Source organism: Streptomyces triticagri (assembly GCF_003429565.1).
In the GTDB taxonomy this organism is placed as follows: domain Bacteria; phylum Actinomycetota; class Actinomycetes; order Streptomycetales; family Streptomycetaceae; genus Streptomyces; species Streptomyces triticagri.
Genome location: NZ_QUAK01000096.1, coordinates 1 through 22,070, shown reverse-complemented (window position 1 = coordinate 22,070; position 22,070 = coordinate 1). Strand labels below are relative to the sequence as shown.

Below are 22,070 nucleotides of genomic sequence, written 5' to 3'. Positions count from 1 at the left end.
GTCGCCGTCGCTGCAGGCGCCGAGCGCTGCGGTGAGGCCGGCGGCGCCGGCCGCGGCGACCAGCGCGCGGCGGGTGGGGCGGCGTCCCGGCGTCACATCGGAGGGCTCCGGCTCGGGCGCTGCGGAAGAGCGTGCGGTCGGTGCCGTGGTCATGTCGATCTCCCTTTGGAGTGGCTGGCGTTCGCTGCTGCGTCGTCGCTGCGTCGTCCGTCTCGACGTCTTGTACGCAGCGCGAAGCCCGGCCGTTCACCTGCGGGGTGTGTGCAACGCTCGCCTTCAACCGTCCCACCGGGTACGGAGCTTCTCCGGATTGCGCACCGCCCAGATGCTCCTGATCCGGTCACCGGCGACCTCGAACGCGAACACGGTCGCGACGGTCCCGTGCTGCTGTGCCACCAGGCCCGGAAGGCCGTTGACCGTGCACTCCACGAAGGTCGCGCGATCGCCCGCCACCCGCGCGAGCTCCGCGTAGGCGTGGGCGATCACCTCGCCGCCGACGAGCGGCTGCAGATGTGCGACGGCCAGTCCGCCGCCGTCGGCGGTAGACGTGGCGTCCGGATCGAGCAGACCGATCAGCCCCTCGATGTCCTTGGCCTCCCACGCCACCCTGAACCTCCGCACGACGTCGGCCTGCGCGGCACTCGGGCCCGGCGAAGGCCGCGCGGCCCGAATGCGACGCCGGCCCGAGGAGGCCAGCTGACGGCAGGCGGCGGGGCTGCGGCCGACGATCTCGGCGACCTCGGCGAAGGGATAGCGGAAGACGTCGTGCAGCACGAACGCGACCCGCTCGGCCGGGGTCATCGCATCGAGGACGACCAGGAAGGCCATCGTCACCGACTCGTCGAGGGTGATTCGTTCGGCAGGGTCGCCGCCACCGACGCCGGAGCGCCCGGTGATCCATTCACTCGGCTCGGGCACCGGCTCGGGGAGCCAGGCACCCACATATGTCTCCCGCCTGGCCCGGGCGGAACCGAGCAGATTGAGACAGATACGGCCGGCGACCTTCATCAGCCAGGCCCCGGGCGACTCGATCGCCCGCTGCTCCGGTGCGGACAGGGCGTACCACCGGGCGTACGTCTCCTGCACGACGTCTTCGGCGTCGGCGACGGACCCGAGGAGGCGGTAGGCGAGATTGATCAGCCGCCGCCGCTCGCCCATGATCACGGCCAACTCGGGCTCGCCCCCGTCGCCACCGGGCTCCGCGCTGCTGGTCATGATCCGTCGCCTCCTCGGCCGGCCGGTGTCCCCCTACCCCCTACGACAGGACAGCGTGCCCGATTGTGAGGCCGACGCGCCGCCTGACGTTTCCCGGTGCTGCGTTGTCGTACGTATGAGGCCGCTACCACCAGGAACAGCGGACGACACGACCAGGACAGGGGATACCGATGAACGACTTCCAGGCCGTCGCCGACCGTGTCGAGATCGAGGCGCTGCGGGCCGAGTTCAGCGACGCGGTGATGATGCGCGACCGACCCCGACTGGCATCGCTCTTCACACCGGACGGTGCCCTGCGGATGCCCGTCATCCCTGCCGAACACATCGGCCGCGAGGCGATCATCGCCGGAGGTGAGCAGCTGCAGAGCCTGTGGGACTTCTTCATCCAGACCACCCACCCCGGCGCGATCGAGCTCGACGGCGACACCGCGACCGGCCGTGCCTACATCCACGAGCTCGGCCGCGCGCTGGACGGGCGCCAGGCCCAGAACTACGCCGTCTACCACGACCGTTACCGGCGCACGGAGGAGGGCTGGAAGTTCGCCGAGCGGGTGTACGAGGTCCGCTACCTCGACGAATCCCCGCTGGCGGGCCACGCGCCCGGGCCGGGGCAGCGGCTCGCGACCGGTTCCGCGGACGCGGAGCCCACGTCCCCTCCGGCCGACTCGCCCGCCGAGCCGGCATAGGCCACCGGGACCGGCCGAACCCCACCCGGGGCGCGCCACCGTGCTCCTCCTGCGCGAAGTAATCGGATACTGATCGCGCCGGCCCGGCAGATAGTCTCGGCGCATGCTTACAGAGGTCACAGCGACCCGTTATGTCACGCCGCTGCGTGAGGGCGGATCGCTCCCCGGGATCGTCGAGGCCGACGACCTCGGTACGTACGTCATGAAGTTCACCGGCGCCGGTCAGGGTCGCAAGACGCTGGTGGCCGAGATCATCTGCGGGCAGCTGGCCCGGCGGCTCGGCCTGCGCGTCCCTGACCTGGTCCGGATGCAGCTCGACCCGGTGATCGGCCGCTCCGAGCCGGACCAGGAGGTGCAGGAGCTCCTGAAGGCCAGCGGCGGCCTGAATCTCGGCATGGACTTCCTGCCGGGCTCCATCGGCTTCGACCCGCTGGCGTACGAGGTGACCTCGGCGGAGGCCGGCCGGATCGTCTGGTTCGACGCCCTCGTCAACAACGTGGACCGCTCCTGGCGCAACCCCAACATGCTGGTCTGGCACGGCGATCTGTGGCTCATCGACCACGGCGCCTCGATGATCTGGCACCACAACTGGCGTTCCGCTGCCGCGTCCGCCGAGAAGCCGTACGACGCCTCCGACCACGCACTGGCCCCCTTCGGCCCGGACGTGACCGCCGCCGATGCCGCGCTCGCACCGCTGGTCACCGAGGAGCTGCTCACCGAGGTCGCCGCGGACGTGCCCGACGAGTGGCTGGCCGACGAGCCGGGCTTCGAGACGGCCGAGGAGGTACGGGCGGCGTATGTCGGCGCGCTGCTCTCCCGCGTCCCCGGCCTCGCCGACCGCATCACGCTCGGCCCGCGCACCGAACGCCCGGCGTCGAACGCCCCGGGCTGGCTGACCGAACACGTCGACCTGCGGCCGCGGACCGCGCGCACCGGAGGTGCGGGCGCATGAGCGAGCGGGACGTCTTCGAGTACGCCGTGCTGCGGGTGGTGCCGCGGGTCGAGCGGGGCGAGCAGTTCAACGCCGGAGTGGTGGTCTACTGCCGGGCCAAGTCCTTCGTGGCCGCCCGCACCCACCTCGACGAGACCAAGCTGAAGGCCCTCGACCCCCAGGCGGACGTCGTCGGCGTACGGGCCGCACTGCGCGCGATCGAAGGGATCTGCTGCGGTGGCGACTCGGCCGGGCAGGCTGCGGGCGACGACGCGGGCCGGCGTTTCCGCTGGCTGATCGCACCTCGTTCCACCGTGGTGCAGCCCGGCCCCGTGCACACCGGCCTCACCGCCGATCCGGCCGCCGAGGTCGGACGTCTCCTGGACCTGCTGGTGCGCTGACGCGGCCGGCGAGATGCGGACGTGGCGTGTGACACAGGGCTCCGCGCCCCCATGGGCCGTTGACACCGGGTGCCAGGGCTTCTAGCGTCACGTCTGCCGAAGGTACTAAGCGGTCGCTCACCGGGAATGAGGGAATCCGGGGCGCCGCTGGTCGCAGCCGCATCGAGGGCGAGGAGAACAAGGATGTCCACTACTGAAGCGCGGGTAGCCGTCGTCACGGGAGCCGCACGAGGCATCGGCGCGGCCACCGCGATCCGGCTCGCCGCCGAGGGCCGCGCCGTCGCCGTCATCGACCTCGACGAGGCCGCCTGCAAGGACACCGTGGAGGCCATCACGGCCGCCGGCGGCAAGGCCCTCGCGGTCGGCTGCGACGTGTCCGACGAGGCGCAGGTCGAGGCGGCCGTGGCGCGCATCGCCGCCGAGCTCGGCGCCCCGCAGATCCTCGTCAACAACGCGGGCGTGCTCCGCGACAATCTGCTGTTCAAGATGAGCGCGTCCGACTGGGACACCGTCATGAACGTGCACCTGCGCGGCGCCTTCCTGATGTCCAAGGCCTGTCAGAAGCACATGGTCGACGCCGGCTTCGGCCGCATCGTCAACCTCTCCAGCTCCTCCGCCCTCGGCAACCGCGGCCAGGCCAACTACTCGGCCGCCAAGGCCGGTCTGCAGGGCTTCACCAAGACCCTGGCCAAGGAGCTCGGCAAGTTCGGCATCACGGCGAACTCGGTGGCCCCGGGCTTCATCGTCACCGAGATGACCAAGGCCACCGCGGACCGGGTCGGCATGGGCTTCGAGGACTTCCAGGCTGCCGCCGCCACCCAGATTCCCGTCCAGCGCGTCGGACGGCCCGACGACATCGCCAATGCGATCGCGTTCTTCACCGGTGAGGACGCCGGATTCGTCTCCGGACAGGTCCTGTACGTCGCCGGCGGCCCGCTCAACTGACGCCAGGATCAAGGGAATCAGCATCATGACTGTGCAGGACAGCGGCAAGGCCGCACTCGTCACCGGCGCCAGCCGCGGAATCGGCTACGGCATCGCCGAGGCACTGGTGGCCCGCGGCGACCGGGTGTGCATCACCGGACGCAACGAGGACGCGCTCAAGGAAGCCGTCGAACGGCTCGGCTCGGACCGTGTCATCGGCGTCGCGGGCAAGGCGCACGACGAGGCCCACCAGGCGGTGGCCGTCGAACGCGCCATGGAGGCCTTCGGCCGGGTGGACTTCCTGGTCAACAACGCGGGCACCAACCCCGTGTTCGCCCCGATCGCCGAGCTCGACCTGGGCGTGGCCCGCAAGGTCTTCGAGACCAACGTCATCTCGGCACTCGGCTTCGCCCAGCAGACCTGGAAGGCCTGGCAGAGCGCCAACGGCGGGGCCATCGTGAACATCGCCTCGGTCGCCGGCGTCTCCGCCTCTCCGTTCATCGGGGCGTACGGCATGAGCAAGGCGGCCATGGTCAATCTGACCCTCCAGCTGGCGCATGAATTCGCGCCCAAGGTGCGGGTCAACTCCATCGCCCCCGCGGTGGTCAAGACGAAGTTCGCCCAGGCGCTGTACGAGGGCCGGGAGGCCGAGGCCGCGGCGTCCTACCCGCTCGGCCGGCTCGGTGTGCCCGCTGACATCGGCGGTGCCGCCGCCTTCCTCACCTCCGAGCAGGCGGACTGGATCACCGGACAGACACTCGTCGTCGATGGTGGCATCTTCCTCAATGCGGGCGTCGGCTGACGAACCGTACAGCCGCAGCGCTACACCCCACAGCAGACGTTTGTGAATATCAAGTGCCCTGCTGGTCCTGGAGCTTGGACCAGCAGGGCACTGCGGTATCGTCTGGCCACCTCTAGCGTGGCCGATCGAGGAGCGTGCGCGTGTTCAACCGGACCCGAAGCCTGCAGACGGCTGCGGCACTTGTGTCCATATCCTTGGCCGCAGGGTGCGGGCTGATCGACTCCCAGAGCTCCGACGACGAGGAGCCCATCGTCGTCGGTACGACGAGCGCCCCCTCCACCCTCGACCCCGCGGCCGCCTGGGACGGATCCTGGGAGCTCTACCGCAACGTCTACCAGACCCTCGTCTCCTTCCCGACCGGCAGCTCGACCCCCGAGCCCGACGCCGCGGAGCACTGCGAGTTCCGGGGCGAGACCAACGAGGTCTACCACTGCGAACTGCGCAAGGGCCTCGAGTTCTCCGACGGCAGCAGCCTGGACGCCGACGATGTGAAGCACTCCATCGACCGCATCAGGAAGATCGGCGTCACGGGCGGCCCCGAGGGCATGCTCGGCAGCCTCGACAAGGTCACGGTCGACGGCAGCCGAGGAGTCACGTTCCACCTCGGCAAGCCCGACGCCACCTTCCCGTTCGTCCTCGCCACCCCCGCGATGTCGCTGGTGAACAAGGAGGACTACCCCGCGGACAAGCTCCGTGACGACGGCGCGATCACCGGCTCCGGACCGTACCGCCTCGAGGAGTACAAGGAGGACGAGAAGTCCGAACTCGTACGCAACGGGAAGTACAAGGGCCCGGCGGACCGCAAGAACAACGCCGTCACCATCCGCTACTTCCAGGACTCGGCCGAACTGGCGGGCGCGCTGAAGAAGAAGGACATCGACGTGACCTTCCGAGGCCTGGCCTCCGAGGACATCGTCGACCTGGACGCGCAGAACACCAAGGAAGGCATCCAGCTCGTCGAGGGAGCCGGCACCGAGATCCGCTACCTGGTGTTCAACCCCAAGGACAGGTGGGCCAAGAACCCCGCCGTGCGCAAGGCCGTCGCCCAGGTCGTCGACCGCTGGTCGATCTCGCACAACGTCTACAAGGACACCGTCGACCCCCTCTATTCGATGGTCCCGCAGGGCGTGGCCGGCCACACCACCGGATTCTTCGACGCCTTCGGCAAGCCCAGCACCACCAAGGCCCGCGCGATCCTCACCGAGGCCGGGATCAACGAGCCGGTGCCGCTCACCCTCTGGTACACCACCGACCGGTACGGCTCGGTCACCCGTGCCGAGTTCAAGGAGATCGAGCGGCAGCTCGAGGCGTCCGAGCTGTTCGACGTCACGCTCAAGGGCCGGCCCTGGAAGACGTACGAGAAGGGCTACCGGGAGGGCGAGTACCCGGTGTTCGGCCGTGGCTGGTTCCCCGACTTCCCCGACGCGGACAACTTCATCGCGCCCTTCGTCGGCGAGAACAACGCGCTGGGCACGCCCTACCCGTCCCCGAAGATCATCAACACCCTGCTCCCGCAGTCCCGCAAGGAGCCCGACCGCGGTGCGGTGGCCAAGGAGTTCGAGGCCGCGCAGGAGATCCTCGTGAAGGACGCGCGGCTGCTGCCGCTGTGGCAGGGCAAGCAGTACGTGGCGGCCAGCGAGGAGATCGCCGGCGGCGAGCGCGCGCTCGATCCGTCGACGATCATGCAGATGTGGGAGCTGCACCGGAAGACGAGCTGGTAGGCGCTGCGGACATCGGTTGTCAGTGGTGCGGGTTAGGTTCTGGGGGAGTTGAGAGACCGCACAACGGAGGTTGATGACGTGACCGCAAGCGCCGCGCTCCCCGCGTCCTGGCAGGACGCACTCGGCGAAGAGCTGAGCAAGCCGTACTTCGAGGAGCTCACGGAGTTCGTCGAGAAGGAGCGTGCGAACGGACCGGTGTACCCGCCGCGCTCCGAGGTGCTCGCCGCCCTTGAGGCCACGCCCTTCGACCGGGTCAAGGTCCTCGTCCTCGGCCAGGACCCGTACCACGGCGAGGGCCAGGGCCACGGTCTGTGCTTCTCGGTACGCCCGGGCGTACGCACACCACCTTCGCTGCGCAACATCTTCAAGGAGCTGCACGCCGACCTCGGCACCCCGATCCCGGACAACGGCTGCCTGATGCCCTGGGCCGAGCAGGGCGTCCTGCTGCTCAACGCGGTGCTCACCGTCCGCGCCGGCGAGGCCAACTCCCACAAGGGCAAGGGCTGGGAGCGCTTCACCGATGCGGTGATCCGCGCGGTCGCCGAGCGCCCCGACCCTGCGGTCTTCGTCCTGTGGGGGAACTACGCACAGAAGAAGCTGCCGCTGATCGACACCGAGCGGCACGTGGTGGTGAAGGGCGCCCACCCGTCCCCGCTGTCCGCGAAGAGATTCTTCGGCTCGCGGCCGTTCAGCGAGATCGACGCAGCGGTGGCGGCCCAGGGACACACCCCGATCGACTGGCGGATCCCGGACCTGGGCCCGGCCGCCAAGGAGTGAGCCTCGGCCGGCGCTGCAGGTCAGCCCGTGGCCGCCGCACGGAGCGCGTCGAGCACCGGCCTGATCAGCGGATGCGCCTCCGCGCCGTGACGGACCGCCGCGAACACCTTCCGGGCGGGGACCGCACCGTCCACGGGCCGGACCGCGGCCGCCGTCAGGTCCGCCCCGTGCAGCGCGGAGCGCGGTACCAGAGCCACCCCGGCGCCGGCCGCGGCGAGCGCCACCACTGCCCGGAAGTCGTCCGATGAATGCTCGAACTGCGGGGAGAATCCGGCGTGTTCACAGGCCAGGACGACGACGTCATGGCAGGGATTGCCCGGGTAGGGGCCGATCCAGGTGTCCCGTGCAAGCTCCGACAGTGCCACCCGGTCGGCAGCCGCGAGCCGGTGCCCGACCGGCAGCACCGCGTCGAACGGCTCGGAGTAGAGCGGCACCCGGGAGATCCGGTCGTCGTCGGCGCCGGGCGCGCCCCGGTACTCGACGGCGACCGCGACATCGATCCGCCGCTCGAGCAGCATCGGGAGGCTGGCATCGCCCTCGGCGTCCTGGACTCGGACCCGGATGCCGGGCGCGGTCTCGGCGAGGCGCGCCAGGGCAGGGCCGACGACAAGCCCGATGCCGGTGGCGAACGAGGCGAGGGTGACCGTGCCGGCCTCGCCCTGGCTGTAGGCGGCCAGTTCCGCCTCGGCCCGTTCCAGCTGCGCGAGCACGGCGTTGGTATGGGTGAGCAGGATCTCGCCGGCCGCGGTCAGGCGGACGCCGCGGGCGCCGCGCTCCACCAGCTTGTGGCCCGTCTCCTGCTCGAGGGCCGCCAGCTGCTGGGAGACGGCGGACGGCGTGAGATAGAGCGCGGCGGCCGCCGCCGTCACGGTGCCGTGGTCGGCCACCGCCCGGAGGATGTGCAGCCGCCGCGCCTCGATCATGCGTCCGATACTGCCAAACCGGTCGCATCGAGCTGCGCGCGGGCCTCGACGAAGGCGTCCACCGCACGGTTCACGTCCGCCTCCGAGTGCGCCGCGGAGAGCTGGACGCGGATCCGGGCCTGGCCCTGCGGTACGACGGGGTACGAGAAGCCGATCACGTACACCCCGCGCTCGAGGAGCAGCTCGGCCATCCGGCCCGCCACCGTGGCGTCGCCGATCATGACCGGCGCGATCGCATGGTCGCCGGGCAGGATGTCGAAGGCCTCGGCGGTCATCCGGCTGCGGAACAGGTCCGTGTTCCGCGCGAGGCGCTCACGCAGATCGCCGGCCGACTCCAGCAGGTCGAGCACCTTCAGTGAGGCTGCCGCGATCACCGGCGCGAGGGAGTTGGAGAACAGATACGGGCGCGAGCGCTGACGCAGCAGCGCGACGATCTCGGCGCGGGCGGCGACGTAGCCGCCGGAGGCGCCGCCGAGGGCCTTGCCCAGGGTGCCGGTGATGATGTCCACGCGGTCCATCACTCCGTGCAGCTCCGGAGTGCCCCGGCCGCCGGGGCCGACGAAGCCGACGGCATGCGAGTCGTCGACCATCACCATCGCGCCGAACCGCTCGGCCAGATCGCAGATCTCCGCCAGCGGGGCCACATAGCCGTCCATCGAGAACACGCCGTCCGTGACGATCAGCCTGCGCCGCGCGCCGGCCTCTTCCGCGGCCTTCAACTGCGCTTCCAGATCCGCCATGTCGCGATTGGCGTACCGGAACCGACGGGCCTTGCTCAGCCGGATCCCGTCGATGATCGAGGCGTGGTTGAGCGCGTCGGAGATCACCGCGTCCTCCGCGCCGAGCAGCGTCTCGAAGACTCCGCCGTTGGCGTCGAAGCAGGAGGAGTAGAGGATCGTGTCCTCCTGGCCGAGGAACGCCGAGAGCCGCGCCTCGAGCTCCTTGTGGACCTCCTGCGTCCCGCAGATGAACCGGACGGACGCCATGCCGTAGCCCCAGCGGTCCAGGGCCGCATGTCCGGCGGCGATCACCTCGGGGTGGTCGGCGAGTCCCAGGTAGTTGTTCGCACAGAAGTTGAGCACCTCGCCGGGGCGGCCGCCGGCCGTCACCTCGACGCTCGCCGACTGCGGGGTGCCGATCACCCGCTCCGGCTTGTGCAGCCCGGCAGCGGTGATCTCGTCCAGGGTGGCGCGGACGTCGTCGCGTACGTTGTCGAACATGGGAAGTCCTTCGGGGAGGGGCGGAAAGGGGGCGTCGCGGGACGGACGGGCTCAGGCGCTCCAGTCCAGGATGACCTTGCCGCCGCGGCCGCTCGCCGCGTCGTCGAAGGCCGCTTCGAAATCGCGGTACGGATAGCGGCCGGTGATCACCGGGGACAGGTCGAGGCCGCCCTCCAGGAGCACCGACATCGCGTACCAGGTCTCGAACATCTCGCGGCCGTAGATGCCCTTGACGGTGATCATCGAGGTGACGATGCGCGCCCAGTCGACCGCGAACTCCTCGGACGGCAGGCCGAGCATGGCGATCCGGCCGCCGTGCGTCATGTTGGCGAGCATGTCCCGCATCGCGACCGGCTTGCCGGACATCTCGAGACCGATGTCGAAGCCCTCGCGCAGACCGAGCTCGCGCTGGCCCTCGGCGATCGAGGAGCGGGACACGTCGAGAGCCAGGCTGACGCCCACCTTGCGGGCGAGCTCCAGGCGCTCCGCACTGACGTCCGTGATCACCACATTGCGGGCCCCGGCGTGCTTCGCGACCGCCGCGGCCATCAGCCCGATCGGCCCCGCGCCGGTGATCAGTACGTCCTCGCCGACCAGCGGGAAGGACAGCGCGGTGTGCACCGCATTGCCGAACGGGTCGAAGATCGCCGCGACATCGAGGTCCACGGGCACCCGGTGGACCCATACGTTCGACGCCGGCAGCGCGACGTACTCGGCGAACGCGCCGTCGCGGCCGACGCCGAGGCCGACCGTCGCACGGCACAGATGCCGGCGCCCGGCCAGACAGTTCCGACAGCTGCCGCACACCAGATGGCCCTCGCCGCTGACCCGGTCACCGACGGAGATGCCGGTGATGTCGCGGCCCGTCCCGACGACCTCGCCGACGAACTCGTGGCCGACGACCAGCGGGGTGCGGATCGTGGACTGCGCCCAGCCGTCCCAGTTGCGGATGTGCAGATCGGTGCCGCAGATCCCGGTGCGCTCCACCTTGATCAGTACGTCCGATGCGCCGACGGACGGCTCCGGTACGTCCGCCAGCCACAGCCCCGGTTCCGCCTTGTCCTTGACCAGTGCCTTCAACGGATCGGCTCCTTCTGGGCGCACCCCGCACAGGGCGCGGCGGAGCCGGCCCCTGACAGGGGAGTGAGTGGGGGAGGCGGCCGTCCACCGCCGCCTCCGACTCTCCCGTACGACGGCCCGCGCGGTCCATCGAGGATTTCTTAAGCGCCGCCCCAGCTTTCCTGCACGCCCGGCCGTGGGAGCTCCGTCCCCGCGGGCGTCACCGTGCGCGAGGGCGGACGGGTGTCCGTACGGAGACCAGGGACCCGGTAGCACCGGGAGTCACTCCGGCGGCGGTGGCGTCCGCGTCCGTCTCATGGCGTTCACGCGTGGCGTCGTACTCCCGCACGTGCTGCGCGAGTCGGCGGGATGTGCGACGGACGACGGCGCGGACAGGCGCGGGTCAGCTTCCCCTACGGCGAGCAGCTCGCGGTGTGACGCCTCGCGGCCCGCGCGGTCCCGGGGCATGGTCGGACCCAGGAGTCGGCACCGCCGAGGTCACCAGGAGCAGGCCTGCGGGCCGGCGTGAACAGGGAGGAAGCCGTGGCTGAAGAGCAGGATCCGGCGTCGGGCGACGCCGTCATGGCCCGGGCCGGGCAGGCGGTCATGCTGCACCGGGCCGGCGACCGCGAAGAGGCACGCAACCGCTTCCTGGAACTGTGGGACGAGGTCGGCGAGTCCGGCGACCCGCTGCATCGCTGCACGATCGCGCACTACCTGGCGGACACGCAGGACGATCCGGCCGACGAACTGGACTGGGACCTCAGGGCCTTGGAGGCGGCCGCGACGCTCACCGACCGCCCGGCGGCAGGTGAGGACCGGTCCCAGGCGGTGCGCGCCTTCTACCCCGCGCTGCATCTCAACCTGGCGGCCGACTACGTCAGACTCGGCAAGGAGGCCGAGGCCCGCGCACATCTGACCGCGTCCCGTGCCGCCTTCGGCGCCCTGTCCGAGGACGCCCACGGCGCCGGCATCCGCTCCGCGGTCGACCGCCTCGAACGGCAGCTGCAGGCCGGCAGCCCATCGTCGCGCGGCCCGGCGGGCCCGCCGCATCCACGTCCGGCGTAGTCCCCTGTCCCCGTGGCCGGGCTGCCCGGGTCACCGCGGATATGTGCTCTCGCAGATCCGGGCCTGCGGGCTGTCCGCGGGCCAGCCGCCGTACCGCCGGCCGAGGGAGCACAGTTCCGCGCCGACGGCGGTCGGTCTTGGCAGCACCCGGGCGGGCAGCTCGCCGCCGACCGGCAGTCGGCGCGGCGGCTCGGCACCTTCCCGGGCGGGCGGCCTGTGTTCCGGTGCGGCAGCCCTCGGACCGGGGGCCTCGCTCCGCCCGGGTTCCGGAGCCCGGGCCGAGGCCTTGACCGGGTCCTTGCCGGAAGGCGGACCCATCATCCGCAGCGCCTCCCGCGCCGGTGCCTCGACGGGCCGGGTCGCCGATCCGCGGTGCGCGCTCGGGGCGGCGACCGGTTCAGTGGTGGGGGAGGCGGACTCCCGGACCGATGGTTCGGCGACGGAGACACATCCCGACAGGGCCGAGACCGCCATCGTGACGAGGAGTGCCGCTGTGGTCTTCCGGTGCATCCGGGCAACTCTGCTCCGTGCGGTGCCTCTTCGGGGCGGCAGGGGGCGAGGTTGGCCCGCGCGGGTGACGCCGGTCACCCGCGCGTGGACGCCTGCGGGCGCCGGGTGGACGCCGGGGCGCGCGCTGCGCGGGCCGGGCAGCCCGCGCCGTCAGCCGTCCAGCATGCCGCGCAGCACCTCGACGCAACCCGCCCGGAGCTGCGCCTGCGGCGGCGTCGCTGAATGGAAGGTGCCGGCCACGCAGGAGAACAGCATCCCGTCGCACCACGCAATGAGCTGCAGCGCATGCCGCTCGGGATCCGGTGACCCGGCCTCCCGCAGCAGTGCGAGCGCCAGCTCGCGGAACTGCCGCCCGGCCGCGTCGTAGTACGCCCGCAGCTCGGGCCGCCGAGTGGCTTCGAGCGCCAGCTCGTAGCGGGCCACCACCAGCGGGCGGTGCCCGTCGAGCGACCGGTGCAGAGCAAGGGCCAGGGCGTCCGCGAAGGCGTCGATCCCGTGTGCCGCATCGGGCAGCTCCTGCGGTACGAGAATCCTGCTCTCCCGTTCGGCGAGCCGGCGCACGGCGGCCTCCAGCAGGGCGAGGCGCGTGCGTGCCTGATTGGACGTCGAGCCCTCGGGGAGTCCGGCGGCCGCGTCCACCGCCCGGTGCGTGAGTCCGCGCATACCGCGTTCGGCGAGGAGATCCAGGGCCGCGTCCGCGATCCGCTCGGCCCGGGTGCGGACCGATGAGCCGGCGGTTGTTGTCTCGGACGCTGGGCTCCCGGCGGCTGTGCTCTCGGTCATGGCGACCACCATACCCACCGCCACTACGGCTGTAGTACGGTTCTTCCAGGGCAGCACTACAGCTGTAGTGCGGGAACAGGAGGAGTCATGGCACGCGCACTGATCGTCGGAGGCGGCATCGGCGGACTCACCGCGGCGGTGGCGCTGCACCGGCGCGGCCGGCAGGTCACCGTCCTGGAGCGCGCCGAGTCCCTGGAGCCGGTCGGCGCCGGCATCTCCATCGCGCCGAACGGCCAGCGCGCCCTCGACGTCATCGGCCTCGGCGACACGGTCCGCGAGCTCGCCGCCTGGCAGGGCCCCGGCGGTATGCGCACCCCGGGCGGCCGCTGGCTGGCCCGCACCGACAGCGCCGCCACCGCCCGCCGCTTCGGCAGCACCCTGGTGCTGCTGCACCGGGCCACCCTGATCGAGCTGCTCCGCGCCGAACTGCCCGCGGACGCGGTACGCACGGGCACGCCGGCTGAGCTGACCGACCCGGGCGACGTCGACCGACCCGCCACCGTCAGCACCCCGACGGGCGAGGAACAGGCCGAGCTCGTCGTCGGCGCCGACGGCATCAACTCCGCGGTGCGCGGCACCCTCTTCCCCGAACACCCCGGCACCGTCTACGCGGGCTTCACCACCTGGCGCTGCGTCGTCCCGTCCGGCGGCCGCGAGTTCGCCCCGCACGAGACCTGGGGGCGCGGCCTGCTCTGGGGCACCCACCCGCTCAAGGACGGCCGCAGCTATGCGTACGCGGCCGCCACGGTGCCGCCCGGCGGCCGAGCCCCCGACTCCGAACTCGCCGAGCTGCGACGCCTGTTCGGCTCCTGGCACGACCCGATCCCCGCGATCCTCGACGCCGCCACCGCCGAGCAGATCCTGCGCAACGACGTGCGGTACGTGCAGCAGCCGCTGCCCGCCTTCCACCGCGGCCGCGTCGCACTGCTCGGCGACGCCGCGCACGCGATGCCGCCGAGCCTCGGGCAGGGCGGCAACCAGGCGATCGAGGACGCGATCGTGCTCGCCCATCACATGCCGGGCGACGCCGATCCGGGCCCGGCACTCGCCGCGTACACCGCCGACCGGCTGCCCCGCACGATGGACGTCGTGCGCCGTTCGGCCCGCACGGGCAGGGCCACCACCGTGCGCAGCCGGGCCGGCGTCCTGCTGCGCGACGCGATGATCGCCGGCGTCGGCCGGTTCGGCAGCAGCATGATGCTGCGCACCTTCGACGGGGTGCTGGACTGGCAGCCGCCCGAGCGCACGTATGCTGCCCGTCCGGACGGCCGCTGAGAACCGCTCAGGGCAAGGCCGCTGACACAGCAGGGGAGACGGACGTGAAGGTCGGCTGCATCGGGCTCGGCGACATCGCGCAGAAGGCCTATCTGCCGGTGCTCGCCACCCTCCCCGGTGTGGAACTGCATCTGCAGACCCGTACCGCCGCCACCCTGGAGCGGGTCGGAGCGGCCCATCACCTGCCGGCCGACCGCCTCCACACCGACCTGGACGCCCTGCTCGCCCAGCGCCCCGACGCGGCCCTCGTACACGCCCCGACCGCGGCCCACCCCGCGATCGTCGAGCGCCTCGTCGAGGCCGGCGTACCGACGTACGTCGACAAGCCCTTCGCGTACGAACTCGCCGAGTCCGAGCGCCTGGTGGAGCTCGCCGAGGCGCGCGGCGTCTCACTCGCCGTCGGCTTCAACCGGCGTCACGCACCCGGCTACGCCCAGTGCCTCGAGCACCCGCGGGAGCTGATCCTGCTGCAGAAGCACCGGGTCGGACTGCCCGAGGACCCCCGGACGTTCGTCCTGGACGACTTCATCCATGTGGTGGACACCCTGCGGTTCCTCGCGCCGGGCACCGTCGACGACGTGACGGTCCGCGGCCGGCTGCAGGACGGACTGCTGCACCATGTCGTGCTGCAGCTCTCGGGCGACGGATTCACCGCGATCGGTGCCATGAACCGGCTCAGCGGTTCGGCGGAGGAGATCCTCGAGGTGTCCGGCCAGGACAGCAAGCGCGAGGTGCGCAACCTCGCCGAGATCATCGACCACAAGGGGCAGCCCACTGTCCGCCGCCGCGGCGACTGGGTGCCGGTCGCCCGGCAGCGCGGTCTCGAACAGGCCGTACTCCACTTCCTCGACGCGGTCCGCGCGGGCCGGACGCTCAGCGCGCGGGACGCACTGGAGACTCACGAGGTGTGTGAGCGGGTCCTGGAACGCCTGCCCGCTGAGGCCGTCTGAAGGCACGCAGACCCTCCACCGCGCAGAACGCCGCAAGCACGGCGAGCGCCGCATGCGCGGCCCAGTCGCCGATCCGGACGTACGGGGTGATGCCCGAGGCCAGCGGCACCTCGTAGACCTCCGCGGTCCGCTCGTCGGTGCCGAGCTGCCGGCCGATCCGCTCCCCGGACGGCCCGTACACCGCGGAGACGCCGGTCAGCGTGGCGTGCGCCATGGGTCGGCCGTTCTCCGCGGCCCGGATCGCGGCGAGCGAGGCGTGCTGCGCCGGCGCCCAACTGTTCTGGAACGTCGACGTCGAGGACTGCGCGAGCAGCAACCGCGCACCCTCCCGGGTCAGATGCCGGCTCATGTCCGGGAACGCCGACTCGAAGCACACCAGTGGCCCCGCCGTCAGCCCGTCGGACAGCGGCATCACCACCGGTGAGCCGCCACGGATCCGGTCCTCGTCGGCCGCCTTGCCGACGGACGTGGCCCACCCGAGGAGCGCCCTGGCCGGCACGTACTCGCCGAACGGCACCAGGCGCATCTTGTCGTAGCGCTCGCCCGTCGGGCCCTTCGGCCCCACCAGGACCGAGGACTTGAAGATGCCGGGCCGGTCCGAGCGACGGGCGTCGACATTCACCAGGATGTCCGCGCCCACCGCACGGGAGAGCGCGGCGATCCGGTCCGCGAGGTCGGGACGGCCGGCCAGGTCGAAGCCGACACTGCTCTCGCCCCACACCACCAGGTCGAGATCGCGGCCGGCCAGCGCCCTGGTCTGCGCCTCCTGCCGGTCGAACCGCCGCTCGGCGCCTCCCTCGCCGTCGAACACCCCGGCCTGTACGAGGGCGATCCGTGCCGTACCGTCCCGCTCCGGGCGCGGCGCCCCCACCCAGACGGCACTCACCGCGACCGCGGTCAGCGCCATCCCGGCCGCGGCGGGGGTGCGGGCGGCGGGCACCGCGATCAGCAGTGCCCAGACCGTGTTGACGGCGACGATCAGCAGACTGACCAGCCATACGCCGCCCACCGAGACGAGCCGCAGGGCCGGCTCCACCTGCCACTGGCTGGATCCGAGCAGTCCCCATGGCCCGCCGAGCCCTTCCCACGAGCGCACCAGCTCGGCGAACAGCCAGACGGACGGCAGCACCACCAGAGCGGCGGCCGCACGCCCGGGCGAGGGACGCCCCGCGAGCAGCTGCCGTACGAGCAGACCCCACGGCCACCACAGGAGCCCGAGGAGGGCGGCGATGAGCAGGGTGAAGACATGCAGGCTGGGCAGCAGCCAGTGGTGCACGGCGAGCATGAAGCCGACGCCGCCGATCCAGCCGTCGAGGCCGGCCCGCCGTGGCGTCGGCGCGGACGCCGCGAGCAGGATCCACGGCACCAGGGCGACATAGGCGAACCACCACCAGGCAGGCGCGGGGAAGGCGAGTGCGGGCAGCGCTCCCGCGGCGAGCGCGGCGACGCCACGCCACCACGGAGACGTGAGCGCCCGGGACGCCTTGCGCGCCATCCCCGCTCCGGTCGGCCCGGCCAAGAAGTCCATGCCCCGCCTCCTCGCCTGCGCGCCGCTGCGTATCACCAGTGTGCGGGCGCGGAGCGGTGCGCGACAGGGCGCGCGGAACCCGTTGCTCCGGACGAGCGTGGCGACGGGCCGAGGTTCGGGGCCGCACCGCGAGCGCGGGACGCGGTCGGTCGGCTCAGCCGGCTGAGTGCGGACCGCGGGTCCGCCGCCACTTCTCCTGTACCTCGACGCGGGCGATCCGCCAGCCCAGGTCCGTCCGCCCGAGCCCGAAGACATAGCGGCCGCCGCATTCGAAGTCGGGGGCGGAACCGGTGGACTCGGTGCGCATCGGATTGAAGTAGTCGGCCTGGAGCCGCGCGGAGTCGCCGATGGCACCGTCGGTCAGGTCGAAGCGGAGCCTGCGGTTCACCACGAGGTGCTGCCGCATCGAGAAGATCCGCAGATTCTCCGCGAGCCAGTCCGCCACCTCGTCGGCGGTGCCTTCGATGCCGCCGGCCGAGCGGTAGTCGGCGCGGCCGTCCGGGCTGAACAGGCCGCGGTACGCCGTCCATTCGGCGTCGTCCACGGACCTGGCGTAGTCGGTGATGAGAGCGTCGATGGCCAGCCGGTCCATCACGGTCGCGAGGTCCACACGCTGCGTCATCGGCTCAGTCTTGAACAAGGGGACCGCCCAGCCAAGAGCCGTGCAGGGATCAGTCCGGGCCCCGGTGCGCAGAACCGGGCCGAGCAGCGGCCGGTCCTGACGAGTACGCGCGGTCACGGCCCGAACGCGCCCCGTGTGACCGGCCCGCGCGCGCCGGTACCGCGCACACGCTCCCGAGCGCCCGCGCGCGCCGGTTGACTCGGAGGAGGAAGCCGTCCTGCCGGAGGAGCCCAGGATGCGTGGCCGTCGGCCGCCCTCCCCCGCGCCGGGCCGGCGGACCACAGCCCGGCTCCGCCTCAGGGGGACGGAGCCGGGCCACGGCACCGGTTCACTCCGCCGATTCCCCCGCGTGCGGGCTCAGGACGTCCGTGCCGACCAGGACGAAGAGGACGAGGCCGAGGGCGATGCGGTAGTACACGAACGGCATGAAGCTCTTGGTCGTGATGAATTTCATGAACCATGCGATGACGGCGTATCCCACCACAAAGGCAATGATTGTGGCGAAGATCGTCGGCCCCCAGGACACGTGACCCTCGCCCGCGTCCTTGAGCTCGTACGCACCCGAGGCGAGCACCGCGGGGATGGCGAGCAGGAAGGAGTAACGGGCCGCGGATTCACGGGTGTAGCCCATCAGCAGGCCACCGCTGATGGTGGCGCCGGAGCGGGAGACTCCGGGGATCAGCGCCATCGCCTGGCAACAGCCGTAGATCAGACCGTCACGGACGCCCAGGTCCTTGAGTGTCTTGCGTTCCCTGACCGCGCGGTGCCGGCCGCCCGTCTCGTCGCGTGCCGCGAGCCGGTCGGCGACACCGAGCACGACACCGAGCACGATCAGCGTCGTGGCGATCAGCCGCAGATCGCGGAACGGACCCTCGATCTGGTCCTTGAGCGTCACACCGAGCACGCCGATCGGGATCGAGCCGACGATCACCAGCCACCCCAACTGGGCATCGTGATCGCTGCGCATGGCCTTGTCCCGGAGCGAGCGGGACCACGCCGACACGATCCGCACGATGTCCTTGCGGAAGTAGATCAGGACGGCGGTCTCGGTGCCGATCTGGGTGATGGCCGTGAACGCGGCCCCCGGGTCGTGCCATCCGGCGAACGCCGCGGTCAGCCGCAGATGCGCGCTGGAGGAGATGGGCAGGAACTCGGTGAGCCCTTGGACGAGTCCGAGGATGAATGATTCGAACCAGCTCATGCGGCCTGTGCCGTCCCGGATCTGATCGTGCGCCGGGCGGTGGCGAAGGGCCCGGCGGGGTGCGGAAGGTGTGGAGGCGGCGACGTCGAGCCGTGCCGGCGACGTAGATCGCCGGCCCGCCGCGGGGAACAGTACCGCCCGGATATGAACGGCCCCGTTCACGTGCGGTTCAGGCGGGGTTCACGCTTCGGCGCGGCCCCGCAGGGCGTTCCGCTTGCGCCAGGCGACCAGCATCGCCGTGAGGCCGCTGAGCGCGATGAAGCCCATCGCGACGAGGAACGCGGGGGACGTCGGAGTCGCCGCACGGCTGCCCGCCACCACATAGGCGGCGGTGTTCGGTATGGAGCCGAGCCCGGTGGCGAGAAGGAAGGGGAACGACCGCATCCGGGAGAACGCGGCGCAGTAGTTCGCCACGGCGAACGGCACCCCGGGGAACAGCCGTACCGCCAGCATCGAACGGAAGCCGTGCCGGCTGAACTGCCCGTCCACGGCGACGAGCAGGCGCCCTCGGATCAACGGACGCAGCGCCTCCTGCCCGAGCACCCGGCCGAGGCCGAACGAAATACCCGCACCGAGCACCGTCCCCGCGACGGCTCCCACGAGACCCGCCTGGCTCCCGAAGAGCGCGCCCGCCGCGAGATTGAGCAGCGGACGCGGTACGAACGCCGCCGTGCACAGTCCGTACGCCACCGCGAAGGCGACCACCGCGGTGGCGCCGTTCACCTGCGGCGGCCAGCCGTGCGCGAGCAGCTCCTGCGGCTCGAAGAGCAGCACGAGGAGTCCGGCGCCCGAGAGCACGGCCACGAGCAGCGCGAAGCGCGACCACGGCGAGAGCAGTACGCGGCCGCAGCGCACGGCGAAGCCCGGGGGAGCGGACCCGGGCGCGGGGACGGGGACGGGCATTCGGGGAGACTAACCGACAGGTGGATGTGATCGCCGTATGGTGCGTCTCACCGGCGTCACGGTCCCGTCCCGGGTCGGCACGGCGATCCGCACGAGCCCCGCGCACGGACGCGCGCCCACCCCGGCACGGAAATTCGGTCGCGCCGAGAGGCGCCCTCCGCCATGATCGGGCGCATGTTCCGGCAGATCTTCCTCGCAGCAGCGCCCGCGGTCGCGGGCGCCGCCGAGGCTGCCGCGTTCCCCGCCGACGGCGCACGACGCTGACCCTCCCCGGACATACCGGCGGACCCCACAGGGGGAGGGTCGGTCAGGCCGAGGGGTCCCCGTCTCCCGGGCGATTCAGCCGGGAGACCTTCACCTTCGTACCGCGGAGCGGAACACCATGCCCAAGACGGCATACACGCGCACCAAGCCCCACCTCAACATCGGCACGATGGGTCACGTCGACCACGGCAAGACGACGCTGACCGCCGCCATCACCAAGGTGCTCAGCGAGCAGGGCGGCGGCACCTTCGTGCCCTTCGACCGCATCGACCGCGCCCCGGAGGAGGCGCAGCGTGGCATCACCATCAACATCTCGCACGTCGAGTACGAGACCGACACCCGGCACTACGCGCACGTCGACATGCCCGGACACGCGGACTACATCAAGAACATGGTCACCGGAGCGGCCCAGCTGGACGGTGCCGTGCTCGTGGTCTCCGCGCTGGACGGGATCATGCCGCAGACCGCGGAGCACGTACTGCTCGCCCGGCAGGTCGGCGTCGAGCACCTCGTCGTCGCGCTCAACAAGGCGGACGCCGGCGACCCCGAGCTGACCGACCTGGTCGAGCTCGAGGTCCGCGAGCTGCTCTCCGCGCACGGCTACGCGGGCGACAGCGTCCCGGTCGTACGGGTCTCGGGCCTCAAGGCGCTGGAGGGCGACCCGCAATGGACCGCCGCCCTGCGGTCGTTGCTCGACGCCATCGACACCCATGTGCCGATGCCGGTGCGCTACACCGACGCACCGTTCCTGCTGCCGGTGGAGAACGTCCTCACCATCACCGGCCGCGGCACGGTCGTCACGGGCGCCGTCGAGCGCGGCACCGTACGGGTCGGCGACCGGGTCGAAGTCCTCGGTGCGGATGTGGAGACCGTGGTCACCGGGCTCGAGACCTTCGGCAAGCCGATGGAGAGCGCGGAGGCCGGCGACAACGTCGCGCTGCTGCTGCGCGGCGTCCCGCGCGACGGAGTCCGGCGCGGCCACATCGTCGCGGCTCCGGGCAGCGTCACGCCCGCCCGCCGCTTCACCGCCGAGGTGTACGTCCTGTCGGCGCGCGAGGGAGGCCGTACGACACCGGTGTCGACCGGCTACCGGCCGCAGTTCTACATCAGGACCGCGGACGTGGTGGGCGACGTCGACCTCGGCGAGACGGCCGTGGCGCGTCCGGGCGAGACGGTCACCATGAGCGTCGAGCTCGGCCGGGACGTGCCGCTCGAGGCGGGTCTCGGCTTCGCCGTCCGCGAGGGCGGCCGCACGGTCGCGGCCGGCACGGTCACGGAGGTCGGCTGAGGCCGGCGCCGCGACGGCCCGCCGGGTGCCCGGTCCGCGTACGCAGCACGCGGGCCGGGCACCGTCGTGCACGGGCCCGGCGGCACAATGGCACCCGTGAACAGCGAAGATCCGAAACCCGTGCAGATCGCCGTGGACCACGGAGTCGCCAAACTGATGCCGGACGTCGACCGGTCGCGCGCCTGGCTGCTCACGGTCGACGGAGCTCCGCAGTCGTACGTGGATCTGGACGAGCCGACGCATCTGGAGTTCGAGTACGCGCGACGGCTCGGCCATGTGCTGGACACGGCGGCTGACGAGCAGCTGCCTCTGGACGTACTGCACCTCGGCGGCGGCGCCCTCACCCTGCCCCGCTACGTGTCCGCCACCCGGCCGGGCTCTCGGCAGGACGTGGTGGAGGCCGACGGCGGACTGCTCGCCCTGGTCGCCGAACATCTGCCGCTGCCGCCGGAGTCCGGCGTGCGCACCCGTTGCGCCGACGCCCGCGAGTGGCTGACGGCGGCGCCGGCGGACAGCGCGGACGTGATCGTGGCGGACGTGTTCGGCGGCTCCCGGGTGCCGGCGCATCTGACGTCGCTCGCGTACGCAGAGGAGGCCGCGCGGGTGCTGCGGCCCGGAGGCGTCTATGCGGCGAATCTCGCCGACGGCGCGCCGTTCGCCTTCCTCGGCTCCCAACTCGCCACGTTCCGGGCGGTGTTCGCCCAGCTTGCCGTCATCGCGGAGCCGGCGGTACTGCGCGGCCGGCGGTTCGGCAACGCCGTCCTGATCGCCTCCGACCGCGAACTTCCCGTATCGGCCCTCGCCCGCCGTACGGCTGCCGACGCGTTCCCGGCGCGCGTGGAGCACGGAGCCGGGCTCGGCGCCCTGACCGGCTCGTCCCGGATCGTGCACGACACGGACGCGGTCGCCTCCCCGGAGCCGCCGGGCGGTTCCTTCACCATCTCCTGAGCCGGCGTGCCGAGGCCCTGCGCCGAGCCGCCACGGAACGCGCCAGGTCCGCCCCGGCGATCGGGGCGGAC

22 protein-coding genes are annotated in these 22,070 nt (G+C 71.8%); 12 read left to right on the top strand and 10 right to left on the bottom strand.

Annotated elements, in window-relative coordinates:
- Positions 1-276 precede the first annotated feature (276 nt).
- On the bottom strand, positions 277-1,215 hold the full coding sequence (gene sigJ / locus DY218_RS17865; protein ID WP_128557059.1) for an RNA polymerase sigma factor SigJ: 939 nt from the start codon (positions 1,213-1,215) through the stop codon (positions 277-279).
- 170 nt (positions 1,216-1,385) lie between these two features.
- Here sigJ and DY218_RS17860 point away from each other — a divergent pair, with 170 nt between their 5' ends.
- The 7 genes from DY218_RS17860 (at position 1,386) to ung (ending at position 7,457) form a co-directional block, all read left to right on the top strand.
- Positions 1,386-1,901, top strand: coding sequence for a nuclear transport factor 2 family protein (locus DY218_RS17860; RefSeq protein WP_128557058.1), 516 nt, complete (start codon positions 1,386-1,388; stop codon positions 1,899-1,901).
- 103 nt (positions 1,902-2,004) lie between these two features.
- Complete coding sequence (locus DY218_RS17855; RefSeq protein WP_128557057.1) at positions 2,005-2,853, top strand: HipA family kinase; 849 nt, start codon at positions 2,005-2,007, stop codon at positions 2,851-2,853.
- Positions 2,850-3,233 carry a DUF3037 domain-containing protein gene (locus tag DY218_RS17850; protein ID WP_128557056.1) on the top strand — a complete coding sequence of 128 codons (384 nt, stop codon included), beginning with the start codon at positions 2,850-2,852 and terminating at the stop codon, positions 3,231-3,233. The genes DY218_RS17855 and DY218_RS17850 overlap by 4 nt, the downstream gene beginning before the upstream one ends.
- A 183-nt stretch (positions 3,234-3,416) precedes the next feature.
- Positions 3,417-4,178, top strand: coding sequence for a 3-oxoacyl-ACP reductase FabG (gene fabG / locus DY218_RS17845; protein ID WP_128557055.1), 762 nt, complete (start codon positions 3,417-3,419; stop codon positions 4,176-4,178).
- A gap of 25 nt (positions 4,179-4,203) precedes the next feature.
- Positions 4,204-4,959 (top strand): SDR family oxidoreductase, encoded by a 756-nt coding sequence (locus tag DY218_RS17840; protein ID WP_128557054.1) that lies wholly within the window; start codon positions 4,204-4,206, stop codon positions 4,957-4,959.
- A gap of 140 nt (positions 4,960-5,099) precedes the next feature.
- Positions 5,100-6,680 carry an ABC transporter substrate-binding protein gene (locus DY218_RS17835; RefSeq protein ID WP_128557053.1) on the top strand — a complete coding sequence of 527 codons (1,581 nt, stop codon included), beginning with the start codon at positions 5,100-5,102 and terminating at the stop codon, positions 6,678-6,680.
- Positions 6,681-6,758: 78 nt separating this feature from the next.
- The gene (gene ung / locus DY218_RS17830) at positions 6,759-7,457 is read left to right on the top strand and encodes a uracil-DNA glycosylase (RefSeq protein WP_128557052.1); all 699 of its coding nucleotides are present in this window, start codon (positions 6,759-6,761) and stop codon (positions 7,455-7,457) included.
- A gap of 20 nt (positions 7,458-7,477) precedes the next feature.
- Here the strand turns inward: ung and DY218_RS17825 are convergent, their stop codons facing one another.
- The 3 genes from DY218_RS17825 to tdh are packed head-to-tail and all read right to left on the bottom strand — an operon-like array spanning position 7,478 to position 10,680.
- Positions 7,478-8,380, bottom strand: coding sequence for a LysR family transcriptional regulator (locus DY218_RS17825; protein WP_128557051.1), 903 nt, complete (start codon positions 8,378-8,380; stop codon positions 7,478-7,480).
- Entirely contained in the window at positions 8,377-9,600 is a 1,224-nt protein-coding gene (locus DY218_RS17820) for a glycine C-acetyltransferase (protein WP_128557050.1), read from the bottom strand. The genes DY218_RS17825 and DY218_RS17820 overlap by 4 nt, the downstream gene beginning before the upstream one ends.
- A 51-nt stretch (positions 9,601-9,651) precedes the next feature.
- On the bottom strand, positions 9,652-10,680 hold the full coding sequence (gene tdh, locus DY218_RS17815) for an L-threonine 3-dehydrogenase (RefSeq protein ID WP_128557049.1): 1,029 nt from the start codon (positions 10,678-10,680) through the stop codon (positions 9,652-9,654).
- 522 nt (positions 10,681-11,202) lie between these two features.
- On the opposite strand from tdh, the gene DY218_RS17810 reads away from it, so the two are divergent.
- Positions 11,203-11,727 carry an HPF/RaiA family ribosome-associated protein gene (locus DY218_RS17810; RefSeq protein WP_128557048.1) on the top strand — a complete coding sequence of 175 codons (525 nt, stop codon included), beginning with the start codon at positions 11,203-11,205 and terminating at the stop codon, positions 11,725-11,727.
- Positions 11,728-11,757: 30 nt separating this feature from the next.
- On the opposite strand, the gene DY218_RS17805 is transcribed toward DY218_RS17810, so the two are convergent.
- Positions 11,758-12,237: a hypothetical protein gene (locus tag DY218_RS17805; protein WP_233521667.1), complete on the bottom strand. Its 480-nt coding sequence runs from the start codon at positions 12,235-12,237 to the stop codon at positions 11,758-11,760.
- A 150-nt stretch (positions 12,238-12,387) separates the two neighbouring features.
- Positions 12,388-13,020 (bottom strand): TetR/AcrR family transcriptional regulator, encoded by a 633-nt coding sequence (locus DY218_RS17800; protein ID WP_128557047.1) that lies wholly within the window; start codon positions 13,018-13,020, stop codon positions 12,388-12,390.
- 87 nt (positions 13,021-13,107) lie between these two features.
- On the opposite strand from DY218_RS17800, the gene DY218_RS17795 reads away from it, so the two are divergent.
- Together DY218_RS17795 and DY218_RS17790 are read left to right on the top strand one after the other, a co-directional pair.
- Positions 13,108-14,295 carry an FAD-dependent monooxygenase gene (locus DY218_RS17795; RefSeq protein ID WP_128557046.1) on the top strand — a complete coding sequence of 396 codons (1,188 nt, stop codon included), beginning with the start codon at positions 13,108-13,110 and terminating at the stop codon, positions 14,293-14,295.
- A gap of 44 nt (positions 14,296-14,339) precedes the next feature.
- Positions 14,340-15,245 carry a Gfo/Idh/MocA family protein gene (locus DY218_RS17790; RefSeq protein ID WP_128557045.1) on the top strand — a complete coding sequence of 302 codons (906 nt, stop codon included), beginning with the start codon at positions 14,340-14,342 and terminating at the stop codon, positions 15,243-15,245.
- Here DY218_RS17790 and lnt read toward each other — a convergent pair.
- The 4 genes from lnt to DY218_RS17770 form a co-directional block, all read right to left on the bottom strand.
- Positions 15,169-16,773, bottom strand: coding sequence for an apolipoprotein N-acyltransferase (gene lnt, locus DY218_RS17785; protein WP_233521666.1), 1,605 nt, complete (start codon positions 16,771-16,773; stop codon positions 15,169-15,171). The two genes, DY218_RS17790 and lnt, sit on opposite strands and share 77 nt — an antisense overlap.
- Before the next feature lie 154 nt (positions 16,774-16,927).
- On the bottom strand, positions 16,928-17,395 hold the full coding sequence (locus tag DY218_RS17780) for a nuclear transport factor 2 family protein (RefSeq protein ID WP_128557044.1): 468 nt from the start codon (positions 17,393-17,395) through the stop codon (positions 16,928-16,930).
- A gap of 328 nt (positions 17,396-17,723) precedes the next feature.
- Entirely contained in the window at positions 17,724-18,596 is an 873-nt protein-coding gene (locus tag DY218_RS17775; protein WP_128557043.1) for an undecaprenyl-diphosphate phosphatase, read from the bottom strand.
- A gap of 180 nt (positions 18,597-18,776) precedes the next feature.
- On the bottom strand, positions 18,777-19,499 hold the full coding sequence (locus DY218_RS17770) for a TVP38/TMEM64 family protein (RefSeq protein ID WP_128557042.1): 723 nt from the start codon (positions 19,497-19,499) through the stop codon (positions 18,777-18,779).
- 382 nt (positions 19,500-19,881) lie between these two features.
- Here DY218_RS17770 and tuf point away from each other — a divergent pair, with 382 nt between their 5' ends.
- Together tuf and DY218_RS17760 are read left to right on the top strand one after the other, a co-directional pair.
- The gene (gene tuf / locus DY218_RS17765; RefSeq protein ID WP_128557041.1) at positions 19,882-21,051 is read left to right on the top strand and encodes an elongation factor Tu; all 1,170 of its coding nucleotides are present in this window, start codon (positions 19,882-19,884) and stop codon (positions 21,049-21,051) included.
- 87 nt (positions 21,052-21,138) lie between these two features.
- Positions 21,139-21,999 (top strand): spermidine synthase, encoded by an 861-nt coding sequence (locus DY218_RS17760; protein ID WP_128557040.1) that lies wholly within the window; start codon positions 21,139-21,141, stop codon positions 21,997-21,999.
- Positions 22,000-22,070: the final 71 nt, after the last annotated feature.